The sequence below is a fragment of the Microbacterium sp. PMB16 genome, assembly GCF_051294855.1.
Taxonomy (GTDB): Bacteria; Actinomycetota; Actinomycetes; order Actinomycetales; family Microbacteriaceae; genus Microbacterium.
On the sequence record NZ_CP145908.1, the window covers coordinates 3287860 to 3305085 of the forward strand.

The following is a 17226-nucleotide window of genomic DNA, read 5'->3' on the forward strand; positions in this document are numbered from 1 at the left end:
AGGGATGTCTGAGTCCCCGGCGCGAGCGCGCCCTCTTCTGCCGCTCTGGGCCGCTGTGATCGCCGCGGCGATCTCGGCATGCCTGATGAACTTCTCCTATCCGTCGGCCGCGATCTGGGTACTGGCTTTCCCGGCCACGGCCCTCGTCCTCCTCGCACTCATCGGGCGCCGGGCCGCGGGAGCGCTGTTGGTCGGCCTCGTCTACGGCATCGTTCTCTTCGCGCTGCTGGTCTCGTTCACATCGCGCTATCTCGGCCCGATCCCGTGGGCGGCACTGAGCGTGGTCGAGGGAGGGTTGACCGGCGTCGCACTGATCCTGACCGCCCTGGCGTACCGCTGGATGCCTCGTGCCTTCCCGGGCACCATGGGCCGACTGCTGGCCCTTCCCGCTGTCGTCGCGGCGCTGTGGGTGGGTCGTGAGGTCTTCGTGGGGTCCTGGCCCTACGGAGGCTTCCCCTGGGCGCGCATCGGCATGAGTCAGGCGCAGAGCCCACTCGCGCCGCTCTCGTCCTGGCTCGGCGTCAGCGGACTCGGATTCCTGATGGTGCTGGTGGTCGCCGTGCTGATCGAGGTCGTGCGCCTGCGTGCATGGAAGCGGCCGCTGAGGCTTCTGACACCGGCGGTATTGGTCGTCGTGCTGTTGTTCACCCCGCTGTTCCCGACCTCGGCGGCGGGGTCGATGCGAATTGCCGCCGTGCAGGGAAACGGTCCGTCCGGATACTTCGACGCTCGTGAGCCGTTCTCGCTGATCGACGCGCAGACCGACGCGACGCGTCCGCTCTACGGCGAAGATGTCGACCTGCTGGTCTGGCCCGAGGGGTCGCTCGACGCCGACCCGTTCCAGAACGAGGCCCTGGCGCGGCGGATGACCCTGATCGCGACGCGGATCGGAGCGCCGCTGCTCGCGAACGCGGCGACCGGCCGCACCCAGCGCTACTTCAACACGTCGATGCTGTGGACGGATGCCGGGGGAGCGACGCAGCTCCACGACAAGCGGCATCCGGTGCCCTTCGGCGAGTACGTTCCGGATCGCGCCTTCTTCAACGCTCTCGCGCCGGATCTGATCGGTCTCATCCAGCGCGAATATTCGCCGGGCGAGAACCCGCCGGTCGTCGACGTGGACGGGGTGGCCGTCGGACTGGCGATCTGCTTCGACGTGATCTACGACGACGTCATCACGGAGAGTCTGCAAGACGGTGCTCAAGTGCTGGTCTTCCAGACGAACAACGCCGACTTCCGCGGCACCGACGAGAACCTGCAGCAGCTCGCGTTCGCACGGATGCGCGCCATCGAGAGTGGGCGCAGCGTGGTGAACATCTCCACGGTCGGCACGAGCCAGATCATCCGGCCGGACGGAACGACCGTCGCGAGCCTCGATGCCGGAAAGGCCGGCGCGCTCCTGGAGGATGTCGAGCTGCGCTCGGGCCTCACGGCGGGGATCATCCTCGGTCCCTGGATCCAGCTCGTGCTGGTCTGGGGCGGTCTGGTTGCGCTCGTGCTCGGATGGTGGCGCTCACGTGGAAGGGCCGGCTCGACAGAGGCACCCCGGACAGCAAGAAGCAGCGGGGCTCAGGGAAGCCCCGCTGCTTCTTGACTCACGCGGTCAGGCGCCGATCTTCTCGCGGGTGGGGTCTTCACCGGCTCCGCGACGTGCGCGGATGAAAGCGAGACGCTCCTCCAGGAGTTCTTCGAGCTCGGCGCGCGTGCGGCGCTCCATCAGCATGTCCCAGTGGGTGCGAGCGGCCTTCTCATCGGTGACCTCGAGCGTGACGGCCTGGCCGTCGACGTTCAGTCGGGCGTCCGCTCCACAGGAGCGGCATTCCCAGGTCTGCGGCGGCTCGGCATCCGCCGAGAACATCAGGTTCGTGACGTGTCCGCACGTGTCACAGGAGTAGTGGGTCTCGCGGCGTTCCATGAAAACGACGCCCTCTTCGCTCTGTAGGCTCTGGGCGCCGAGTCGGATGCCGCGCAGGCTGCGATCTGCCATTTTGTGGTCCTCTCGTCGCTGTCAGGTATAACGCTCCAGCCTGTGCGCCTGCTCAACGCGGGCGGATTCCCGGCAGGATTCACAGCTGAATCCCAGCGGCGGAGGTTATAGGGCGAGTCTGGATCAAATCGGGTTCAGCGTGGCGAGAGCGAGGTCAGCACGATCGGAGACGATTCCGTCGACTCCGATTCGTGCCAGTCGGAGCATCACATCGGGGTCATTCACCGTCCAGACGTGCACCTCCACGCCGTGGCGGTGAGCCGCTCGGAGGAGCGCGGGCGTGAGTACCTTGACGACGCCGTGCCGCTCCGGGATCTGGAGTGCGTCGACCTCACGGAGGACGCGGGCGGGGGAGAGGCGGAGCGAAGACAGCGATCGCAGCGCCGCGATTGTGCGACTGCCGCCGGACGTGGCGGGTCGGAGAGCGGCACCGGCCCGAAGAACGGCTCCGAGGGTCGCTCGCCGGTAGGAATCCGAGAAGCTCGTGACCAGGACGCGGTGTGTGTCCTCGACCAGGATCGGCCCGAGGAGGCCGACAGCGGCTTCTGTCTTGACATCGATGTTGAAGCGGATCTGCGGGAACGAGGCGAGCGCCTCCGGGACCGTGAGGAGCCCGCCGTGATCGGCGAAGATGCTCCGCAGCTCTCGGGTTCGGACGTCGCGGACGCGGCGGGGATCGCCCACGAGACGCTGGAGCGTCTCATCGTGGAACAGCACCACGTCGCCATCGGCTGTCACCTGGCAGTCGGTCTCGATGTATTCGACGCCGGCGGCATGAGCCGCCGCGAACGAGGCCGCACTGTTCTCCCACACGCCGGAGTCCTCGCCCGCCGCAGTGATCAGACCGCGGTGGGCGAGGACTCGGGGATGCCGTGCCTTCGAGAAGTACGGGTGCGTCACGCGCCCGGGAAGGTGTTGTTCGGCCCTTGTCCGGGCTTGGGCGTGAACGCGCTGCCGATGCCCTTCAGGGCCTCCGTGAGCTCGCTCGGGATGATCCAGAGCTTGTTGGACTGCCCCTCGCTGATCTTCGGCAGCATCTGCAGGTACTGGTAGGCGAGCAGCTTGTCGTCGGGTGCACCCTGGTGGATGGCGGTGAAGACGTTCTGGATGGCCTCGGCCTCACCCTGAGCGCGAAGAACCGCGGCCTGCTTGTCACCTTCGGCGCGGAGGATCTCGGCCTGGCGCGCACCTTCTGCTTCGAGGATCGCGGACTGCTTCGTTCCCTCTGCGGTCAGGATTGCCGCACGACGGTCACGCTCAGCACGCATCTGCTTCTCCATCGAGTCCTGGATGGATATCGGCGGGTCGATGGCCTTCAGCTCGACACGACCGACGCGGATGCCCCACTTGCCGGTCGCCTCATCGAGCACGACGCGGAGCTGGCCGTTGATGTTGTCGCGGCTCGTGAGCGCCTCTTCGAGGTTCAGACCACCTACGACGTTACGGAGCGTCGTGGTGGTGAGCTGCTCGACGGCGCCGAGGTAGTTCGCGATCTCGTAGGTGGCCGCGCGGGCGTCGGTCACCTGGAAGTACACGACCGTGTCGATTGAGACCACGAGGTTGTCTTCGGTGATCACGGGCTGCGGCGGGAACGAGACGACCTGCTCGCGCATGTCGATCAGCGGGCGCAGCCGATCGATGAACGGAACCAGGAGGTTCAGACCCGGCATGAGGGTCTTGTGGTACCGGCCGAGCCGTTCGACGACACCTGCGGTCGCCTGGGGGATGATCCGGATCGAGCGGGCGACGGTGACCACCACGAAGATGATGATCGCCACCACCAGGATCCAGAGGATCGCGGTCGGGATGAACGAGGAGTCGTTCACTGATTTCTCCTAGTCGTTGATGGGACGGACGACGGCGGTCGCGCCGTTGATCGCGCTGATCGCGATCGGTGAGCCCTGGGGGATCGATACAGAGGTGAGAGATCGTGCGGTCCAGGTGTCTCCGTTGCTGAGCTTCACCTGTCCCGAGATCTGGGTGATGTCGTGGAGAGCAACGCCTCGGAGATCGATGAGCGCGTCGACGTTGGACTTCGTCGGATCTTCGCCTCGTCTCAGCCGCTTGAGCAGTGGCGGACGGAGGAAGAGGATGAAGACCGCCGCCGCGGCAGCAGCGATGATCACCTGCGCCCAGACGGGCAATCCGACCAGATCGGTGACGAGGCCTATCGCGCTGCCGAAGCTGAGCATCAGGAAGGTGAAGTCGAGCGTGAGCATCTCGATCACGAGGAACAGGGCGATCAGGACCAGCCAACCGATCCATGCCCAGTTATCGATCAGTTCGATGAAGACAGAGAAGTCATTCATGCGGCCTCCTTTGCGGTCAACCTATCACGCGCCGACGACGCGCTCGGGGCGTGCGGGGCCGGATTGATAGTGTTGTCGAGCCGTGCGATCGCGGCATCTCACGCACCATGAGGAGTCATCGTGACCGACGTTCTTCCTGCAGGATCTCTCGACGGCAAGGTCGCACTTGTCACCGGCTCATCGCGGGGGATCGGCGCCGACACCGTGCGCTATCTGGCCGAGGCGGGCGCCGACGTCGTCATCAACTTCCGCAACAAGGCACCCCGCGCCGAGAAGCTCGCGAACCAGCTGCGCGAGCTCGGCCGTCGGGCGCTCGTCGTCGGCGCCGACCTCACGGACCCGGCCTCCGTCGCCGAGATGTTCGAGGCCGTGCGCGCCGAGTACGGCCGCCTGGACGTCCTCGTGTTGAACGCCTCCGGAGGCATGGAGTCGGGGATGGCCGAGGACTACGCGCTGTCGCTGAATCGGGATGCGCAGCTCAGCGTGTTGAACGCCGCGACACCGCTGCTCGGTGAAGGCTCACGCGTCGTGTTCGTGACCAGTCACCAGGCGCACTTCATCCGCACGACCCCCACCATGCCCGAGTACGAGCCGGTCGCCCTCTCGAAGCGTGCCGGTGAAGACGCGTTGCGCGAGCTCATCCCCGGTCTTGCCGAGAAGGGCATCGGATTCACCGTCGTCTCCGGCGACATGATCGAAGGAACGATCACTGCCACGCTGTTGGAGCGGGCCAATCCCGGCGCGATCGCCGAACGCCGCGAGTCCGCCGGAAAGCTCTACAACGTCTCGGAGTTCGCGGCCGAGGTCGCTCAGGCGGCCGTCGATCCCGTGCCTGCCGACAACACCCGGCTGGTCGGCGATGTGAGCGCCTTCGTCGCCGAGTAGGTCAGACATCGAATTCGGCCCCGCCCTGCGCTATGCAGGGCGGGGCCGACGTGTCGATCGGGCGATCAGACCGCGGGGTCATCCTGCACGGCGGCGACGAACGACTTCGCGTCCTTGCCCAACGTGATCGCGCGGACGATCTGGACGATGCCGAGAGCGACGAGAGAGATTCCGAAGAGCAGCCAGAACGCGAGCCCGGCGACGAGCGGCGAGAACAGCACGACGGCTCCCGCGATGATGCTCAGAAGCGCGTACAGGAGCGTCCAGACTCGCGAGCCGTCGCTGCCGAGGAGGGTGAGCGAGACCACCCCATCGACGATCCAGCTGATGCCGATGAAGATGACCACGATGAGGGCGAGCAGTTCTCCGACCGGCTGGAGATTCGCGAAGGCGATGACGCCGGCCACGACGTAGAGCAGTCCGAGCACGATGTGCCCGACTCTCGCCCAGGCGCCGCCCCGGCCCGAGAAGATGCCGAGACCGATGTAGACGACGCCGGCGATGACGAGGTACGCCGCGAAGATGCCGGTGATGACCGCGAGGGATTTGCCCGGCCAGACGAGCAGGACGATACCCGCGAGCAGCGCGAGGGCGCCGGACACAGCGAGCGCGATGCGGACCGACTTGAAGACGGACTTGGCTTCGGTGAGTGGTTGGGACATGACGTGGACCCTTTCTGAGAGAATCCTGTGGGGATGCCCTCAGGCTAGCGCCGACGCGATCGCTGAGGGGAGAGGGATCGCGATGCAGGTCGCGGACAGTCACCCCGCGTCTCGCGGCGACATGGCAGGATCGACTCGTGACCGCCGTGGACGATGCCAGAATCCGCGAGCTCGTCGTGATGCGGAAGGTCAGAGACCGGATCGATCGTGAGTACGCGAAGCCCCTGGATGTGGAGGCTCTGGCACGCGGAGTGCACATGTCGGCCGGCCATCTCAGCCGCCAGTTCCGGGAGGCGTACGGTGAGTCGCCATACTCCTATCTGATGACTCGCCGCATCGAGCGGGCCATGGCTCTGCTGCGCCGCGGCGATCTGAGCGTGACGGACGTGTGCTTCGAAGTCGGATGCTCATCACTCGGCACGTTCAGCACGCGGTTCACGGAACTCGTCGGTGTCTCACCCCGGGTGTACCGTGAACGCGCTGCCAACGTCGACGGGATCCCGTCGTTTCAGGCCAAGCACGTGACCAGACCGATCAGGAATCAAGAAGCACCGCGCACCGACGCGCATCTAACGTGAACACCATGAAGATCAGCATCCACTACGCCTTCCTCCCTCACACCGACGCCGACGCGGCTCTCGGCTTCTATCGCGACGCCCTCGGGTTCGAGGTGCGCAACGATGTCGGCTATGACGGACTCCGCTGGCTCACGGTGGGCCCAGCGGGTCAGCCGGAGACCTCGATCGTCCTGCATCCGCCGGCAACAGATCCCGGGATCACCGACACCGAGCGCCAGACGATCCTCGAGCTGATCGCGAAGGGCAGCTACGGCGCGCTCACTCTGGCCAGTGACGACCTCGACGAGCTCTTCGAGCGTCTTGTCGAACAGGGGGCCGACGTCGTTCAGGAGCCCATGGATCAGCCCTATGGCGTGCGTGACTGCGCCTTCCGCGACCCGGCAGGCAATCTACTCCGTATCAACCAGGCCGGCTGAGCCCTCAGCCCCGACCAGAAGGACGCCGATGACCGCGACCGAGCATCCCGCCGACACCCACGACATGATCCGAGTGCAGGGCGCACGCGAGAACAATCTGAAAGATGTCAGCGTCGACATTCCGAAGCGCCGTCTCACCGTCTTCACCGGCGTCTCGGGATCGGGGAAGAGCTCGCTGGTGTTCGACACGATCGCCGCCGAATCGCGGCGGATGATCGATGAGACCTACAGCGCCTTCGTGCAGGGCTTCATGCCGTCCGTTCCTCGACCGGATGTCGACGTGCTCGAGGGTCTCACGACGGCGATCATCGTCGATCAGGAGCGACTCGGTGCGAACCCGCGATCGACGGTGGGCACGGTGACCGACGCGAACGCGATGCTGCGCATCCTGTTCAGCAAGCTCGGAAAGCCGTACATCGGCGGTTCCACTGCTTTCTCCTTCAACATCCCGACGCAGCGGGCGAGCGGTGTGATGACCGGACCCGGCGGCGAGAAGAAGATCGTGAAGGATGCGATCTACCTGGGCGGCATGTGCCCGCGGTGCGAGGGCAGGGGAGCGGTGTCCGATCTCGACCTGTCGCAGATCGTCGACGAATCGAAGTCTCTCGACGAAGGCGCGATCATGGTGCCCGGGTACACGGCGGACGGCTGGATGGTGAAGGGCTTCTCCGCGTCGGGCTTCTATCCGGCGGATAAGCCGATCTCTGAGTTCACCGAGAAGCAGCGGCATCTGCTCCTCTACGGCGAGGTGACCAAGGTCAAGATCTCGGGGATCAACATGACCTACGAGGGGCTGATCCCGAAGATCACCAAGTCGATGCTGTCGAAAGACCTCGATGCTCTGCAGCCGCACATCCGTGCCTTCGTCGAGCGCGTCGCGACGTTCGCGGTGTGCCCGGAGTGCGATGGCACGCGTCTGACGGAAGGGGCACGGTCGTCGAAGATCGACGGCATCAGCATCGCCGATGCGTGCCGCATGCAGGTGACCGACCTGGCGGCCTGGGTTCGCGGTCTCGACCTTCCCGGCGCAGGCCCCCTGCTCGAGGCGCTCAGTGCCAACCTCGACGCCTTCGTCACGCTCGGTCTCGGGTATCTGAGTCTCGAGCGGCCGTCCGGGACGCTGTCCGGGGGAGAGGCGCAGCGCATCAAGATGCTGCGGCACCTCGGTTCGTCGCTCACCGACGTGACCTACATCTTCGACGAGCCGACGATCGGCCTCCATCCCCACGACATCCAGCGGATGAACGGGTTGCTGCTGAAGCTGCGCGACAAGGGGAACACAGTCCTCGTCGTCGAGCACAAGCCCGAGACGATCGCGATCGGCGACCATGTGGTCGATCTCGGCCCGGGCGCCGGCAGCGCCGGAGGGCAGATCTGCTTCGAAGGCACGGTGGAGGGACTCAAGTCCAGCGGCACGCGCACCGGAGATCATCTCGAGGATCGGGCGCAGCTGAAGGAGTCGGTGCGGTCGAGTGGCGGTGCGATCGAGGTTCGGGGCGCGACCGCCAACAACCTCCGCGACGTCGACGTCGACATCCCGACCGGGGTTCTCACCGTGGTGACGGGCGTCGCCGGTTCGGGCAAGAGCTCGCTGATCCACGGGTCGGTGTCGCGCCGGGAAGGTGTCGTCGCGATCGATCAGGGTGCGATCAAGGGATCGCGGCGAAGCAATCCTGCGACCTACACCGGTCTGCTGGAGCCGATCCGCAAAGCGTTCGCGAAGGCGAACGGCGTCAAGCCGGCGCTGTTCAGCGCGAACTCCGAAGGCGCTTGCCCGACGTGCAAGGGTGCGGGCGTCATCATCACCGAGCTCGGATTCATGGACACGATCGAGACTCCGTGCGAGGACTGCGGTGGCAAGCGCTTCCAGGCGAGCGTGCTCGAGTACAAGCTGGCCGGCAAGGACATCACGCAGGTGCTCGATCTGCCGGTCTCCGAGGCGCGTGTCTTCTTCTCCGAGGGAGAGGCGAAGATCCCCGCGGTGACGGCGATCCTCGGTCGATTGGACGACGTCGGCCTCGGCTATCTGTCGCTGGGACAGCCGCTGTCCACGCTTTCCGGGGGAGAGCGACAGCGCATCAAGCTCGCGATCCAGATGGGGGAGAAGGGTGACGTCTACGTCCTCGATGAGCCCACGACGGGGCTCCATCTGGCAGATGTCGACAAGATCCTCGGTCTGCTGGACAGACTCGTGGAATCGGGCAAGACCGTGATCGTGATCGAGCATCATCAAGCGGTGATGGCGCATGCGGATTGGATCATCGACATCGGTCCGGGTGCGGGACACGACGGGGGAAAGATCGTGTTCGAGGGTACGCCGAGTGATTTGGTATCCCAAAAGTCGACGGTAACGGGGGAGCACCTCGCAGAGTACGTCGGCGCCTGAGAGCCGTCCGATCCGGCGTCGTGTTTGTGGGCCAGCCGACAGCTTCTTCTCACTTCGCTATGAACGCCGGTTCGGCGGCCCCGGCGCTCTAGCATCGGGGCGTGCATCGTTCTTCACGCCTCCTGACCGCCTCCCTGCTCGTGCTCGTGCTGTCGCTCACCGGCTGCGGTGCGCTCGTGCCCGATCCCCGAGAGTCGGCCCTGCTGTCGAAGGGGAATCGGCTGGCGAAGGCCCTCGAGGTGCTCGACCGGAAGGACGTCCCGGTGGTGGTCTCGGTGTCGCTCGGTGGAAAGCCGGCGACGGTGCGCGAGTTCGGTGCGCTCGCGTCTGATGGGGTGTCACCCGAGGAGACGCTGGTCGACATCGGGTCGATAACGAAGACGGTCACGGGCGTTGCGGTCTCGAAGCTGGTCGAACAGGGCAAGGTCGGTCTCGATGAGACGCTCTCGGACGTGTTTCCAGGCGTTCCGGCAGACAAGGCCGGCATCACGGTGGAGCAGCTGCTCACGCACAGCAGCGGTCTCGTCGAATCCGTCGGCGACGACTTCGAGCAGCTCGATCGAGACGAGTTCCTCGCGCGCGCTTTCGATTCGCGACTGCTCCAGAAACCTGGAAGCCGATACGCGTACTCCAACGTCGGCTACTCGATCCTCGCGGCGATCATCGAGGTTCGCAGTGGTCTGTCGTATGAGAAGTATCTGAGCGACCGTGTCCTTGCGCCCGCCGGACTCGGCGGCATCGGCTACCTCTCGTCCTACGACGCGAAGCGGGCGCTGCGCTCAACGACGGGGGAGAGTATTCTCGATGCGAGCTGGGGCGGCCATGACGCGTCGTGGCATCTCATCGGCAACGGGGGACTCGTCACGACCGCCACCACCGTCGTCGAATTCCTCCATGCGTTGACGTCGGGCAAGCTGCTCGCCGATTCCTCGCTCGCACGGCTGCAGAAAGCGCACATCGCGGAAGACGAGTCTGCCGAGAGCTTCTACGGGTACGGACTGGTCGTGCAGGACGTTCCGAAGCTCGGTCGGATCTACTGGCACGACGGTGGGAACGACGTGTTCTCGGCCGAGTGGTCACTCTATGCCGACCACGGCGACATCATCTTCGTCGCGGGCGCCGACCCGGAGGGCGGGGCGGATGAGAGCGTCGCGTCGGCAGCGGCGGGCGTTTTGCGCGAGCACCTGTACGCCACGCCCTGAGGTCAGTCCCGGCGCGCGACGATCGTGTACGTGCAGGGGATGAGGTCGCGTTCCGACTCGGGCCAAGCGAAATCTTCGCCCACCTCGACCATCCGCGGGCTGAAGCGCCAGGGGAGTGTGCGTCCCTCGTCGAAATGGAGCAACCGAAGCCCGGCGCGGAGCAGCGAACCGAGGATCTCCGACAACGGATGCGGCCATTCGAACGTGTGCGGATGTTCCACCTTTCCGTCGCCGACGTAGGTGGAGTCGTCGTCCCATTGCTGCGCGCGCCCGTTGCCGAAGTACGGGTAGCGAGTGGTGAGCGTCGCAGCCTCTTCGTCGAGCGCGTAGAGCGCCGGGTGTCCGTCGCGGATGAAGAATGTGCCTCCGGGGCGGAGCAGCGCGGCGATCTGCGCCGCCCAGCGGTCGAGGTCGGACAGCCACGTGATCGTGCCGATGCTGGTGTACACGATGTCGAACTCGCCGTCGACGGCGGCGCGGGCGTCGAGCACGTCGGTCTCGACCCAGGTCGCCGCCACGCCGGTGCGTCGAGCGAGCTGCGCCGCGACGTCGAGTGCCGGGCGTGAGAAGTCCACGCCGGTGACGGTGGCGCCGGCGCGGGCGAGCGAAACGGTGTCGGTGCCGATGTGGCACTGCAGGTGGCAGAGATCGAGCCCGGCGACGGTGTTGTCGGGCAGGAAAGCTTCGAGGACGGGAAGATCCTGACGGATGACATCGCTCAGATACTTCGGATCGTCATACGCGTCGAGTCCGTACGCCGACTCATGCAGCGGCACGCGGTCGTCCCAGTTCTGCAGATTTGCTCGACGTGCGGCATCCCAGTCGATATCGACGTTGCTTCCGTTCATGTGGGAAAGCCTAGCCAGGCAGCCCCGCACCCCCGCTTGGATATAGGCCGATAATGCACATTATGTCAGATCGTCCGGAAGATCTGCTGAGCACGTGCCACGATGTCGTCTACCCGGGATTGCAGATACGGGCCGGGGCATTCGGTCCCCGACCATGTCTCCTGGTGGGTGATGACGTGGTCCCTGTCGATCGTGAACGACACCGGCACGCCATCCAGACGCTTGCCGTCGTATGTTGCGAGCCACGCGATCATCTGTGCGAGTTCTTCCAGCTGTGCCGCTGTCACGGCATAATCTGGCGCCCCGGTCGCGTTCAGGGTCTCCACCGCCACCGAGCGCCAGTTCCAATCGGCGCCGGTCGACGAAGGTTTCGCGCCGGGGCGAATCAGTTCGATGACGGACCCGTCGTGCCGCAGATAGAACGTGGGCGCTGAGGATCGCTTGTTGCAACGCGAGAGGAAGTCCAGCTGGTCGGCCGTCGTGCCGGTGTGGTGAATGACGAACCGGTCGATGACCGGGGTGACCGAGTGGCGGTCGCTTCCCGCCGTGTCACGGCTCGCCCGTGTCGTGGGATGCGCACACTCGTCGAAGCCCAAGGGTGCTTCGAGCCCGCTCACTGCGCGCGGGTAGACGGGATCGTATTGCGTCAGTCCCCTCGGGTTGTCCGGGTGCGCGGCCGTGCCGCCTGAGCCCTCGGGCGTCACGGCGAGCCAGATTCCCGCCGCGGTCACAGTGACGCCCGCACCCGCAGCGATGAGGAAGCGCCGACGGGTATGCGCCGAACCGTGCGCGGCGGGGTCTGGCGACTGGGAGTGCGGCATCCGCCTATTCTCCTAGGCTGAGGCGCATGCAGTCCCACACCCACGACCTGCAGTTCACCGGCGCCGAGGTTCGCAAGAGGTTCGTGAGTTGGGCCGACGGCGAAGCCGACCGTGAGTGGCTCTGTCTCGAGCTCATCCAGCGACATGCTCCCGGGATCGCACCTCGGCCGCTGCGGCGTGAGAGTGAGGATGGTCATCCTGTGGTGATCATGGAACGGCTGCCCGGTGATCCCCTCGGTGGGACGGCGCTGACGAGTGCGCAGACGGCGTCGCTCGGACGCACGCTGCGCAGCCTCTATGACATCCCCGCCGAAGCCGTCACGGCCGCGGGTATCGCAGAGCGTCGTCATGGACCGTCGACGCTCCCCGGAGCGCTCGGTGGCTGGTTGAGCGAGGGGCGCGACCTCTCCCCCTGTCGAGACGCTGCACTGGTCGCCGACAGTGTCGACGCCGCGCGCGAATGGTTGTCTCGGGCCGATGGCATGCCGATCCCACGACTCACCGGGCTCGGGATATCCGACCTCAACCCCGCGAACATCATGTGGGACGGTCGCGCATGCCGCCTCGTGGATTTCGAAGACGGCGGCCTCACGGACCCGGCGTACGACCTGGCCGATCACGTCGAGCACTTGGCGGGCCGCCTCGCCGGCGTCTTCGACCCCGACGCGCTCTCCGTCGCCGTCGGTCTGTCGGCGGATGACCGCGAGCGCATGCACGCCTACCGCCCGCTGTGGGCGGCCTTCTGGTTGGTGATGCTTCTCCCCGGCAACGGCGGATTCTCTCGAAACCCTTCCGGTACGACCGAGGCCCAGGCCAACCACTTCTTGAAGCTCATCAGCTGACCGCATCGCTCGCCGGTCTGTTGTTCTCAGGCGAGCACGCGGTACCGCAGATGAACCTCGCTCGCGAACGCAGATGTCTCTGCGCGCTCGAGAGTGATGTGCTCGCTCAGCCCTGTGAACAACGAGATCCCGCGTCCGAGCAGGATCGGCACGACGTCCAGCACGATCTCGTCCACGAGCCCTCTCTCCAGGCATTGCCGGGAGACGCTTCCGCCGAGCACGCTCACCCACTTCTCCCCCGCCGCGTGCTTGGCGGCGTTCACGGCCTCGGTGACGTCTTCGACGACGAAGTTGTAGGTGATGCCGTCCTTCACGATCGGCTCGTGCGCGCTGTGGGTCATCAGGAAGACCGGCGCCCCGATGATGCCGCCATAGGGAACCTCTCCGTCTTCGATCGTCTGCGTCTTGTTCGCGCCCCCGACGACTGCGCCGATGCTCCCGACGACGCCCGTGACCACCGTCTCATCCGCAGGATCGACGGCGAATCCATTCATCCAGTCGACTCCCCCGCTCTCGTCGGCCATGAATCCGTCCAGTGATACCGTCGCGTGAATCAGCACCTTCGCCATTGTTTCCTCCGTGAGAGATCGCATCCCTTAAGGTGAGTTGAATGACTCACCTTAAGGCGAGAGTAGCCTCCGGCGAATCGTGAGTCAAGCGACTCACCTCTAGGGCATAATGGACCCATGCCGCGCGAGCTCTCCGCCTATCACCGCCAAGTCGCAGCCGACAACCGGGCGGCGATCCTCGAGGCTGCAACACAGCTGTTCCTCGAACTCGGGTACGAGCGGACGTCACTGGCGAAGGTCGCAGACCGAGCGGGCGTCTCGAAGGCGACGCTGTTCAAGCAGTTCCCGACGAAGGCAGAGCTCTTCGAGGCCATGGTGCTCGGAGCGGGCGACGCCGAGGACACAGAAGTCGCCGAGCCGCCGGCTGGTGACTTTCATTCGGGCCTCGTCGTCCTTGGAATGGCGTACGCCGAGGTGCTCGGTCGTCCCCGGATGGCAGACCTGATCCGTGCGGTGATCACCGAATCGGCCCGATTCCCTGAGTTGCGCGACCAGACGTTCAACTTCGGGACGCTGCCTGTCCTGCGTGCGCTCAGGGCCTTCCTCGAGTCGAACAACGCCAGCGGCATGACGCACATCGACGATTTCGATGTCGCTTCTGCGCAGTTCCTCGGCATGATCTCGACCGTGGTCTTCTGGCCTCGGCTCGTCCACGTCGGCTGGGCGCTGACGGCGGAGGAGATCCAGCACACCGTCGAGGAGGCGGCCAGGACGACCGCTGCTCGCTACGCCGGAGATAAGTCCGGGACGATGAACACATGACCGTCGGAACGCGCTCCACTCGTCTCGTGATCATCCGGGGTGACGCAGCCTCGGGCAAGACGACCACCGCGCTCGCACTCCGGCCGGAGTTGGGTGCGAAGGTCGCGGTCATTCATCAGGACTACGTCCGCCGCGAGTTGCTGAGCAACCCCGACTCTCGCGAACGGTCGCGCGACGCGAGCGTCGTCATCGTCGCCACCGCGCGACAGGCCCTGGAACTCGGGTACGACGTCGTCCTTGACGGGATTTTCAACCTTCGCGACTACTCGGCGCCGTTCGAGCGCCTCCATCAGGAGCACATTGGTTCGACCGCGATCTGTCAGTTCGACCTCGGCATCGCCGAAACGCTACGTCGGCATGCCGCCCGACCTCTCGGACAAGTCATCAGCGAGGGGAAGATTCGTGAGTGGCACGACGGGTGGCAGCCACTCCCCTGGTTCGACGAACGCCGCATCGGTGCGGATGCCGCCACTGCGGACATCGTGGCGATGATCTTGAGCGATCTCTCGGTTCAGCGCACCCCGTAGCCGGCGAGGAAGAGATCGATCGCTCGGGTGACCGGCGGCGCGGCGGCATCGCCCGCGAGCAGCCGGGCGTTCAGGGGCGACCCGATCACGAGCCAGGTGAAGTCGGCTGCCGCAGCGTCCGGGTCGCCGAGATTCAGGCCGTGCTTCTCCGCCACGGCGCGCAGGGTCGCCGCGAGGTTGCGGATGTTGCTGTTCCAACTCTCCTCGAGGTACATCCTCGCCACCTCGGGCTGTGTGACAGCCTCAGCGATGACGAGTCGGCGCATGGCGAGGACGGGTTCGCTCAGGATGCCGGTGCGCATGACCTCCGCCAGATCGATGAGGCCAAAGCGCAGGTCGTCGGAGCTCTCCAGGCGTTCCAGGGCGGGCCGCATGGCGTGGCGCCCGGACTCGGCCCAATGACGCACGACCGCTTCATACAGTGCCGTCTTGGAGGGGTGTTCGCGGTACAGCGACGCCTTCGAGATCTGCGCACGCTTCGCGACCTCTTCCATGGAGGTTCCTCCATACCCGCGTTCGAGGAACAGGTCACGCGCCACCGCGAGGAGATCCTCCCCTGTGCGGCCGGCTGGGCGACCGGGCGTCCGAGATGCGATTGCCATGATCCCACTTTAGTACTTGACAGTTCTAAATAGCGAGCCTACTCTCGGTACCAATCAGTACTAAAGGAGTCGACATGATCGTTCTCGGCATCGCCATCGCCACGGTGGCATCGTTCATCGCCAGTGCGGCGCTGTACGCCATTCCCCCGGTGGCCGCGACCGTCGCGCGCACCAGCACCCCGCGCCCCGGACTGTCGATGATGGTGCAGATGGCGTCGGTGCTGATTCGCAGCCTCATCGCCTCGTGTCTGATCGTGGGCATCCTGATCGCAGCGGACTGGCACGGCCCGATCGCCGGAATGCTTCTGGGGCTCGCACTGTCGGTGCTGCCGCTCACCCTGCTCATGGGTGGCGTCGTGCACGAGAACACAGCACTGTCGGCCGCCGCAATCCATCTCGCCGACTGGGTCGTCAAACTCGCTCTGATCGGCACCCTCGTCGGACTCTTCGTCTGACCCCATAATCGGAGGAAATCATGACCGAACCCACTTCCCTCGACATCACGTTCGTCGCCACGCTCGGCAAGGTCCGAGAAGGTGACACCTGGACCTGTGTGCAGCTGCCCGACTCCGCGGATGTCTTCGGTACCCGCGGGCTGGTGAAGGTCGCCGGCACTGTCGACGGCGAACCCTTCCGCGGTGCGTTCATGGCACTGGGCGACGGCACTCACAAACTGCCGGTCGCTGCGGCCATCCGCAAGCGGATCGGGAAGACGGACGGCGACGACGTGACAGTCCGCTTGACCGAACGGCTCAACTGATCGACCACACAGGCAGATCAGATGCCTGCACCGCCCCGTCGGATGCGGCTACTGCGAAGCCCAGACTCCGAGCTCGTTGCCGCTCGGGTCGGAGAAGTGCAGGCGCCGGCCACCCGGGAACTCGTAGGGCAGCTGGAGGATCGTGCCTCCGGCTGCCGTGATCGCGTCCATCGTGGCATCGAGGTCGGCCGAGTACAGCAGCACGAGCGGGCCCCCGACGGGACGCGGCTCGTCGGCCACCAGGAGTCCGCCCACCTCGCTGCCGTCCCCGCTCGGTGACGCGATACCCGCGTAGCCGGGGCCGTAGTCGACGAATGACCAGCCGAAGGCTTCGGTGTAGAACTTCCTGGCTGCGGCGAGGTCGGTGACGACGAGTTCGGTGTAGTCGAGGGAATGGTGCACAGGCTGAGGCGTCATGTGCTCACCGTAGCGACTGCATCCGACACTCTGCGCACCCGAGGTCGCACCCCAGTGGCAGGGTGATCGTCATGACCTTCACAATCGCCGCATGGGACGGCAGCGATGAACAGCTGTCGCACGCCGCCGAGCTCTACGCAGAAGTCTTCACCGAGCCTCCGTACGACGAGGATCGCTCCGAGAGCGCCGCGAGCTTCGAATCCCGCGCACAGCGCTACGCCGTCGAGAAGCCCGAGCCCCGCCTCCTCATCGCGACAGAAGATTCGCATGTGGTCGGCCTCGTGCTGGGCTCGGGTGTCGCCCGGGGTGACTGGTGGTGGGATCGACTTGAGGCAGCGCTGCCCGCGGATGCGAAGCGCGAGTGGCTGCACCCCGAGTGCTTCTCAGTCGCCGAACTCGCGGTCGCCGCTTCACACCGGCGCCGGGGCCTCGCCGCTGCGTTGATGGACGCCGTGCTTCACGACCTCCCGTACGGCATCGCCTTGCTGGGCTGCTATCAAGACGCCTTCCCTGCCCAGAGGCTCTACTCCGGACTCGGCTGGAAGGTCGTCGACCCTGCCGTCCGCGTCACCGAGACGCGGGCGATCCAGGTGATGGGCATCCGTCTCAACGATTGACGGCGCGAACGCGCAACCCGCCACAGGAGTAGCGTT

22 protein-coding genes are annotated in these 17226 nt (G+C 65.8%); 12 read left to right on the forward strand and 10 right to left on the reverse strand.

The window, feature by feature from the left end; genetic code table 11:
* The first annotated feature begins 4 nt into the window (after positions 1-4).
* Positions 5-1594 carry an apolipoprotein N-acyltransferase gene (lnt, locus tag V5D55_RS15760; protein WP_435744750.1) on the forward strand — a complete coding sequence of 530 codons (1590 nt, stop codon included), beginning with the start codon at positions 5-7 and terminating at the stop codon, positions 1592-1594.
* Between the two features lie 9 nt (positions 1595-1603).
* On the opposite strand, the gene V5D55_RS15765 is transcribed toward lnt, so the two are convergent.
* From V5D55_RS15765 to V5D55_RS15780, 4 genes are all read right to left on the reverse strand, one after another.
* Complete coding sequence (locus tag V5D55_RS15765) at positions 1604-1987, reverse strand: RNA polymerase-binding protein RbpA (RefSeq protein WP_435744752.1); 384 nt, start codon at positions 1985-1987, stop codon at positions 1604-1606.
* Between the two features lie 123 nt (positions 1988-2110).
* Positions 2111-2887 carry a glycerophosphodiester phosphodiesterase family protein gene (locus V5D55_RS15770; RefSeq protein ID WP_435744755.1) on the reverse strand — a complete coding sequence of 259 codons (777 nt, stop codon included), beginning with the start codon at positions 2885-2887 and terminating at the stop codon, positions 2111-2113.
* A complete protein-coding gene (locus tag V5D55_RS15775) occupies positions 2884-3813 on the reverse strand; it encodes an SPFH domain-containing protein (RefSeq protein WP_435744757.1) in 930 nt (309 codons plus the stop codon). Before V5D55_RS15775 ends, V5D55_RS15770 begins: the two co-directional genes overlap by 4 nt.
* Before the next feature lie 9 nt (positions 3814-3822).
* Positions 3823-4296 (reverse strand): NfeD family protein, encoded by a 474-nt coding sequence (locus tag V5D55_RS15780; RefSeq protein ID WP_435744759.1) that lies wholly within the window; start codon positions 4294-4296, stop codon positions 3823-3825.
* 120 nt (positions 4297-4416) lie between these two features.
* Here V5D55_RS15780 and V5D55_RS15785 point away from each other — a divergent pair, with 120 nt between their 5' ends.
* Positions 4417-5181, forward strand: a complete 765-nt coding sequence (locus V5D55_RS15785; RefSeq protein WP_435744762.1) for an SDR family oxidoreductase — start codon at positions 4417-4419, stop codon at positions 5179-5181.
* 65 nt (positions 5182-5246) lie between these two features.
* Here the strand turns inward: V5D55_RS15785 and V5D55_RS15790 are convergent, their stop codons facing one another.
* Positions 5247-5843 carry an HdeD family acid-resistance protein gene (locus V5D55_RS15790; RefSeq protein WP_435744765.1) on the reverse strand — a complete coding sequence of 199 codons (597 nt, stop codon included), beginning with the start codon at positions 5841-5843 and terminating at the stop codon, positions 5247-5249.
* 179 nt (positions 5844-6022) lie between these two features.
* On the opposite strand from V5D55_RS15790, the gene V5D55_RS15795 reads away from it, so the two are divergent.
* From V5D55_RS15795 to V5D55_RS15810, 4 genes are all read left to right on the forward strand, one after another.
* On the forward strand, positions 6023-6421 hold the full coding sequence (locus V5D55_RS15795) for a helix-turn-helix transcriptional regulator (protein ID WP_435749326.1): 399 nt from the start codon (positions 6023-6025) through the stop codon (positions 6419-6421).
* A 5-nt stretch (positions 6422-6426) separates the two neighbouring features.
* Positions 6427-6837 (forward strand): VOC family protein, encoded by a 411-nt coding sequence (locus V5D55_RS15800; RefSeq protein ID WP_435744767.1) that lies wholly within the window; start codon positions 6427-6429, stop codon positions 6835-6837.
* 28 nt (positions 6838-6865) lie between these two features.
* Positions 6866-9223, forward strand: a complete 2358-nt coding sequence (locus tag V5D55_RS15805) for an ATP-binding cassette domain-containing protein (RefSeq protein WP_435744769.1) — start codon at positions 6866-6868, stop codon at positions 9221-9223.
* Between the two features lie 101 nt (positions 9224-9324).
* Complete coding sequence (locus V5D55_RS15810) at positions 9325-10425, forward strand: serine hydrolase domain-containing protein (RefSeq protein ID WP_435744772.1); 1101 nt, start codon at positions 9325-9327, stop codon at positions 10423-10425.
* Between the two features lie 2 nt (positions 10426-10427).
* On the opposite strand, the gene V5D55_RS15815 is transcribed toward V5D55_RS15810, so the two are convergent.
* Positions 10428-11273 (reverse strand): class I SAM-dependent methyltransferase, encoded by an 846-nt coding sequence (locus V5D55_RS15815; RefSeq protein WP_435744775.1) that lies wholly within the window; start codon positions 11271-11273, stop codon positions 10428-10430.
* Between the two features lie 65 nt (positions 11274-11338).
* Positions 11339-12094: a peptidoglycan recognition protein family protein gene (locus V5D55_RS15820; RefSeq protein ID WP_435744777.1), complete on the reverse strand. Its 756-nt coding sequence runs from the start codon at positions 12092-12094 to the stop codon at positions 11339-11341.
* Between the two features lie 26 nt (positions 12095-12120).
* Between V5D55_RS15820 and V5D55_RS15825 the strand changes: the two genes are divergently transcribed.
* Positions 12121-12936 carry a phosphotransferase gene (locus tag V5D55_RS15825; protein ID WP_435744779.1) on the forward strand — a complete coding sequence of 272 codons (816 nt, stop codon included), beginning with the start codon at positions 12121-12123 and terminating at the stop codon, positions 12934-12936.
* A 26-nt stretch (positions 12937-12962) separates the two neighbouring features.
* Here the strand turns inward: V5D55_RS15825 and V5D55_RS15830 are convergent, their stop codons facing one another.
* Positions 12963-13505, reverse strand: coding sequence for a dihydrofolate reductase family protein (locus V5D55_RS15830; RefSeq protein ID WP_435744781.1), 543 nt, complete (start codon positions 13503-13505; stop codon positions 12963-12965).
* A gap of 117 nt (positions 13506-13622) precedes the next feature.
* Here V5D55_RS15830 and V5D55_RS15835 point away from each other — a divergent pair, with 117 nt between their 5' ends.
* Both V5D55_RS15835 and V5D55_RS15840 read left to right on the forward strand, forming a co-directional pair.
* Entirely contained in the window at positions 13623-14267 is a 645-nt protein-coding gene (locus V5D55_RS15835; RefSeq protein ID WP_435744784.1) for a TetR/AcrR family transcriptional regulator, read from the forward strand.
* Positions 14264-14794 carry an AAA family ATPase gene (locus V5D55_RS15840; protein ID WP_435744786.1) on the forward strand — a complete coding sequence of 177 codons (531 nt, stop codon included), beginning with the start codon at positions 14264-14266 and terminating at the stop codon, positions 14792-14794. Before V5D55_RS15835 ends, V5D55_RS15840 begins: the two co-directional genes overlap by 4 nt.
* Here V5D55_RS15840 and V5D55_RS15845 read toward each other — a convergent pair.
* Positions 14779-15396, reverse strand: a complete 618-nt coding sequence (locus tag V5D55_RS15845) for a TetR/AcrR family transcriptional regulator (RefSeq protein WP_435744788.1) — start codon at positions 15394-15396, stop codon at positions 14779-14781. The genes V5D55_RS15840 and V5D55_RS15845 overlap by 16 nt on opposite strands.
* A 74-nt stretch (positions 15397-15470) precedes the next feature.
* Between V5D55_RS15845 and V5D55_RS15850 the strand changes: the two genes are divergently transcribed.
* Positions 15471-15851, forward strand: a complete 381-nt coding sequence (locus tag V5D55_RS15850; RefSeq protein WP_435744790.1) for a DUF1761 family protein — start codon at positions 15471-15473, stop codon at positions 15849-15851.
* Positions 15852-15871: 20 nt separating this feature from the next.
* A complete protein-coding gene (locus V5D55_RS15855; protein WP_435744792.1) occupies positions 15872-16156 on the forward strand; it encodes a DUF1905 domain-containing protein in 285 nt (94 codons plus the stop codon).
* Between the two features lie 48 nt (positions 16157-16204).
* On the opposite strand, the gene V5D55_RS15860 is transcribed toward V5D55_RS15855, so the two are convergent.
* Complete coding sequence (locus V5D55_RS15860; RefSeq protein ID WP_435744794.1) at positions 16205-16573, reverse strand: VOC family protein; 369 nt, start codon at positions 16571-16573, stop codon at positions 16205-16207.
* A gap of 71 nt (positions 16574-16644) precedes the next feature.
* Between V5D55_RS15860 and V5D55_RS15865 the strand changes: the two genes are divergently transcribed.
* Positions 16645-17190: a GNAT family N-acetyltransferase gene (locus V5D55_RS15865; RefSeq protein WP_435744796.1), complete on the forward strand. Its 546-nt coding sequence runs from the start codon at positions 16645-16647 to the stop codon at positions 17188-17190.
* The last annotated feature ends 36 nt before the right edge of the window (positions 17191-17226 follow it).

What these genes read in the sequence shown, in the direction of transcription:
- lnt (WP_435744750.1), top strand. Translation starts at nt 5, where the DNA reads ATGTCTGAGTCCCCGGCGCGAGCGCGCCCTCTTCTGCCGCTCTGGGCC.
- V5D55_RS15765 (WP_435744752.1), bottom strand. Translation starts at nt 1,987, where the DNA reads ATGGCAGATCGCAGCCTGCGCGGCATCCGACTCGGCGCCCAGAGCCTA.
- V5D55_RS15780 (WP_435744759.1), bottom strand. Translation starts at nt 4,296, where the DNA reads ATGAATGACTTCTCTGTCTTCATCGAACTGATCGATAACTGGGCATGG.
- V5D55_RS15790 (WP_435744765.1), bottom strand. Translation starts at nt 5,843, where the DNA reads ATGTCCCAACCACTCACCGAAGCCAAGTCCGTCTTCAAGTCGGTCCGC.
- V5D55_RS15795 (WP_435749326.1), top strand. Translation starts at nt 6,023, where the DNA reads ATGCGGAAGGTCAGAGACCGGATCGATCGTGAGTACGCGAAGCCCCTG.
- V5D55_RS15800 (WP_435744767.1), top strand. Translation starts at nt 6,427, where the DNA reads ATGAAGATCAGCATCCACTACGCCTTCCTCCCTCACACCGACGCCGAC.
- V5D55_RS15805 (WP_435744769.1), top strand. Translation starts at nt 6,866, where the DNA reads ATGACCGCGACCGAGCATCCCGCCGACACCCACGACATGATCCGAGTG.
- V5D55_RS15815 (WP_435744775.1), bottom strand. Translation starts at nt 11,273, where the DNA reads ATGAACGGAAGCAACGTCGATATCGACTGGGATGCCGCACGTCGAGCA.
- V5D55_RS15820 (WP_435744777.1), bottom strand. Translation starts at nt 12,094, where the DNA reads ATGCCGCACTCCCAGTCGCCAGACCCCGCCGCGCACGGTTCGGCGCAT.
- V5D55_RS15825 (WP_435744779.1), top strand. Translation starts at nt 12,121, where the DNA reads ATGCAGTCCCACACCCACGACCTGCAGTTCACCGGCGCCGAGGTTCGC.
- V5D55_RS15830 (WP_435744781.1), bottom strand. Translation starts at nt 13,505, where the DNA reads ATGGCGAAGGTGCTGATTCACGCGACGGTATCACTGGACGGATTCATG.
- V5D55_RS15835 (WP_435744784.1), top strand. Translation starts at nt 13,623, where the DNA reads ATGCCGCGCGAGCTCTCCGCCTATCACCGCCAAGTCGCAGCCGACAAC.
- V5D55_RS15840 (WP_435744786.1), top strand. Translation starts at nt 14,264, where the DNA reads ATGACCGTCGGAACGCGCTCCACTCGTCTCGTGATCATCCGGGGTGAC.
- V5D55_RS15845 (WP_435744788.1), bottom strand. Translation starts at nt 15,396, where the DNA reads ATGGCAATCGCATCTCGGACGCCCGGTCGCCCAGCCGGCCGCACAGGG.
- V5D55_RS15850 (WP_435744790.1), top strand. Translation starts at nt 15,471, where the DNA reads ATGATCGTTCTCGGCATCGCCATCGCCACGGTGGCATCGTTCATCGCC.
- V5D55_RS15855 (WP_435744792.1), top strand. Translation starts at nt 15,872, where the DNA reads ATGACCGAACCCACTTCCCTCGACATCACGTTCGTCGCCACGCTCGGC.
- V5D55_RS15860 (WP_435744794.1), bottom strand. Translation starts at nt 16,573, where the DNA reads ATGACGCCTCAGCCTGTGCACCATTCCCTCGACTACACCGAACTCGTC.
- V5D55_RS15865 (WP_435744796.1), top strand. Translation starts at nt 16,645, where the DNA reads ATGACCTTCACAATCGCCGCATGGGACGGCAGCGATGAACAGCTGTCG.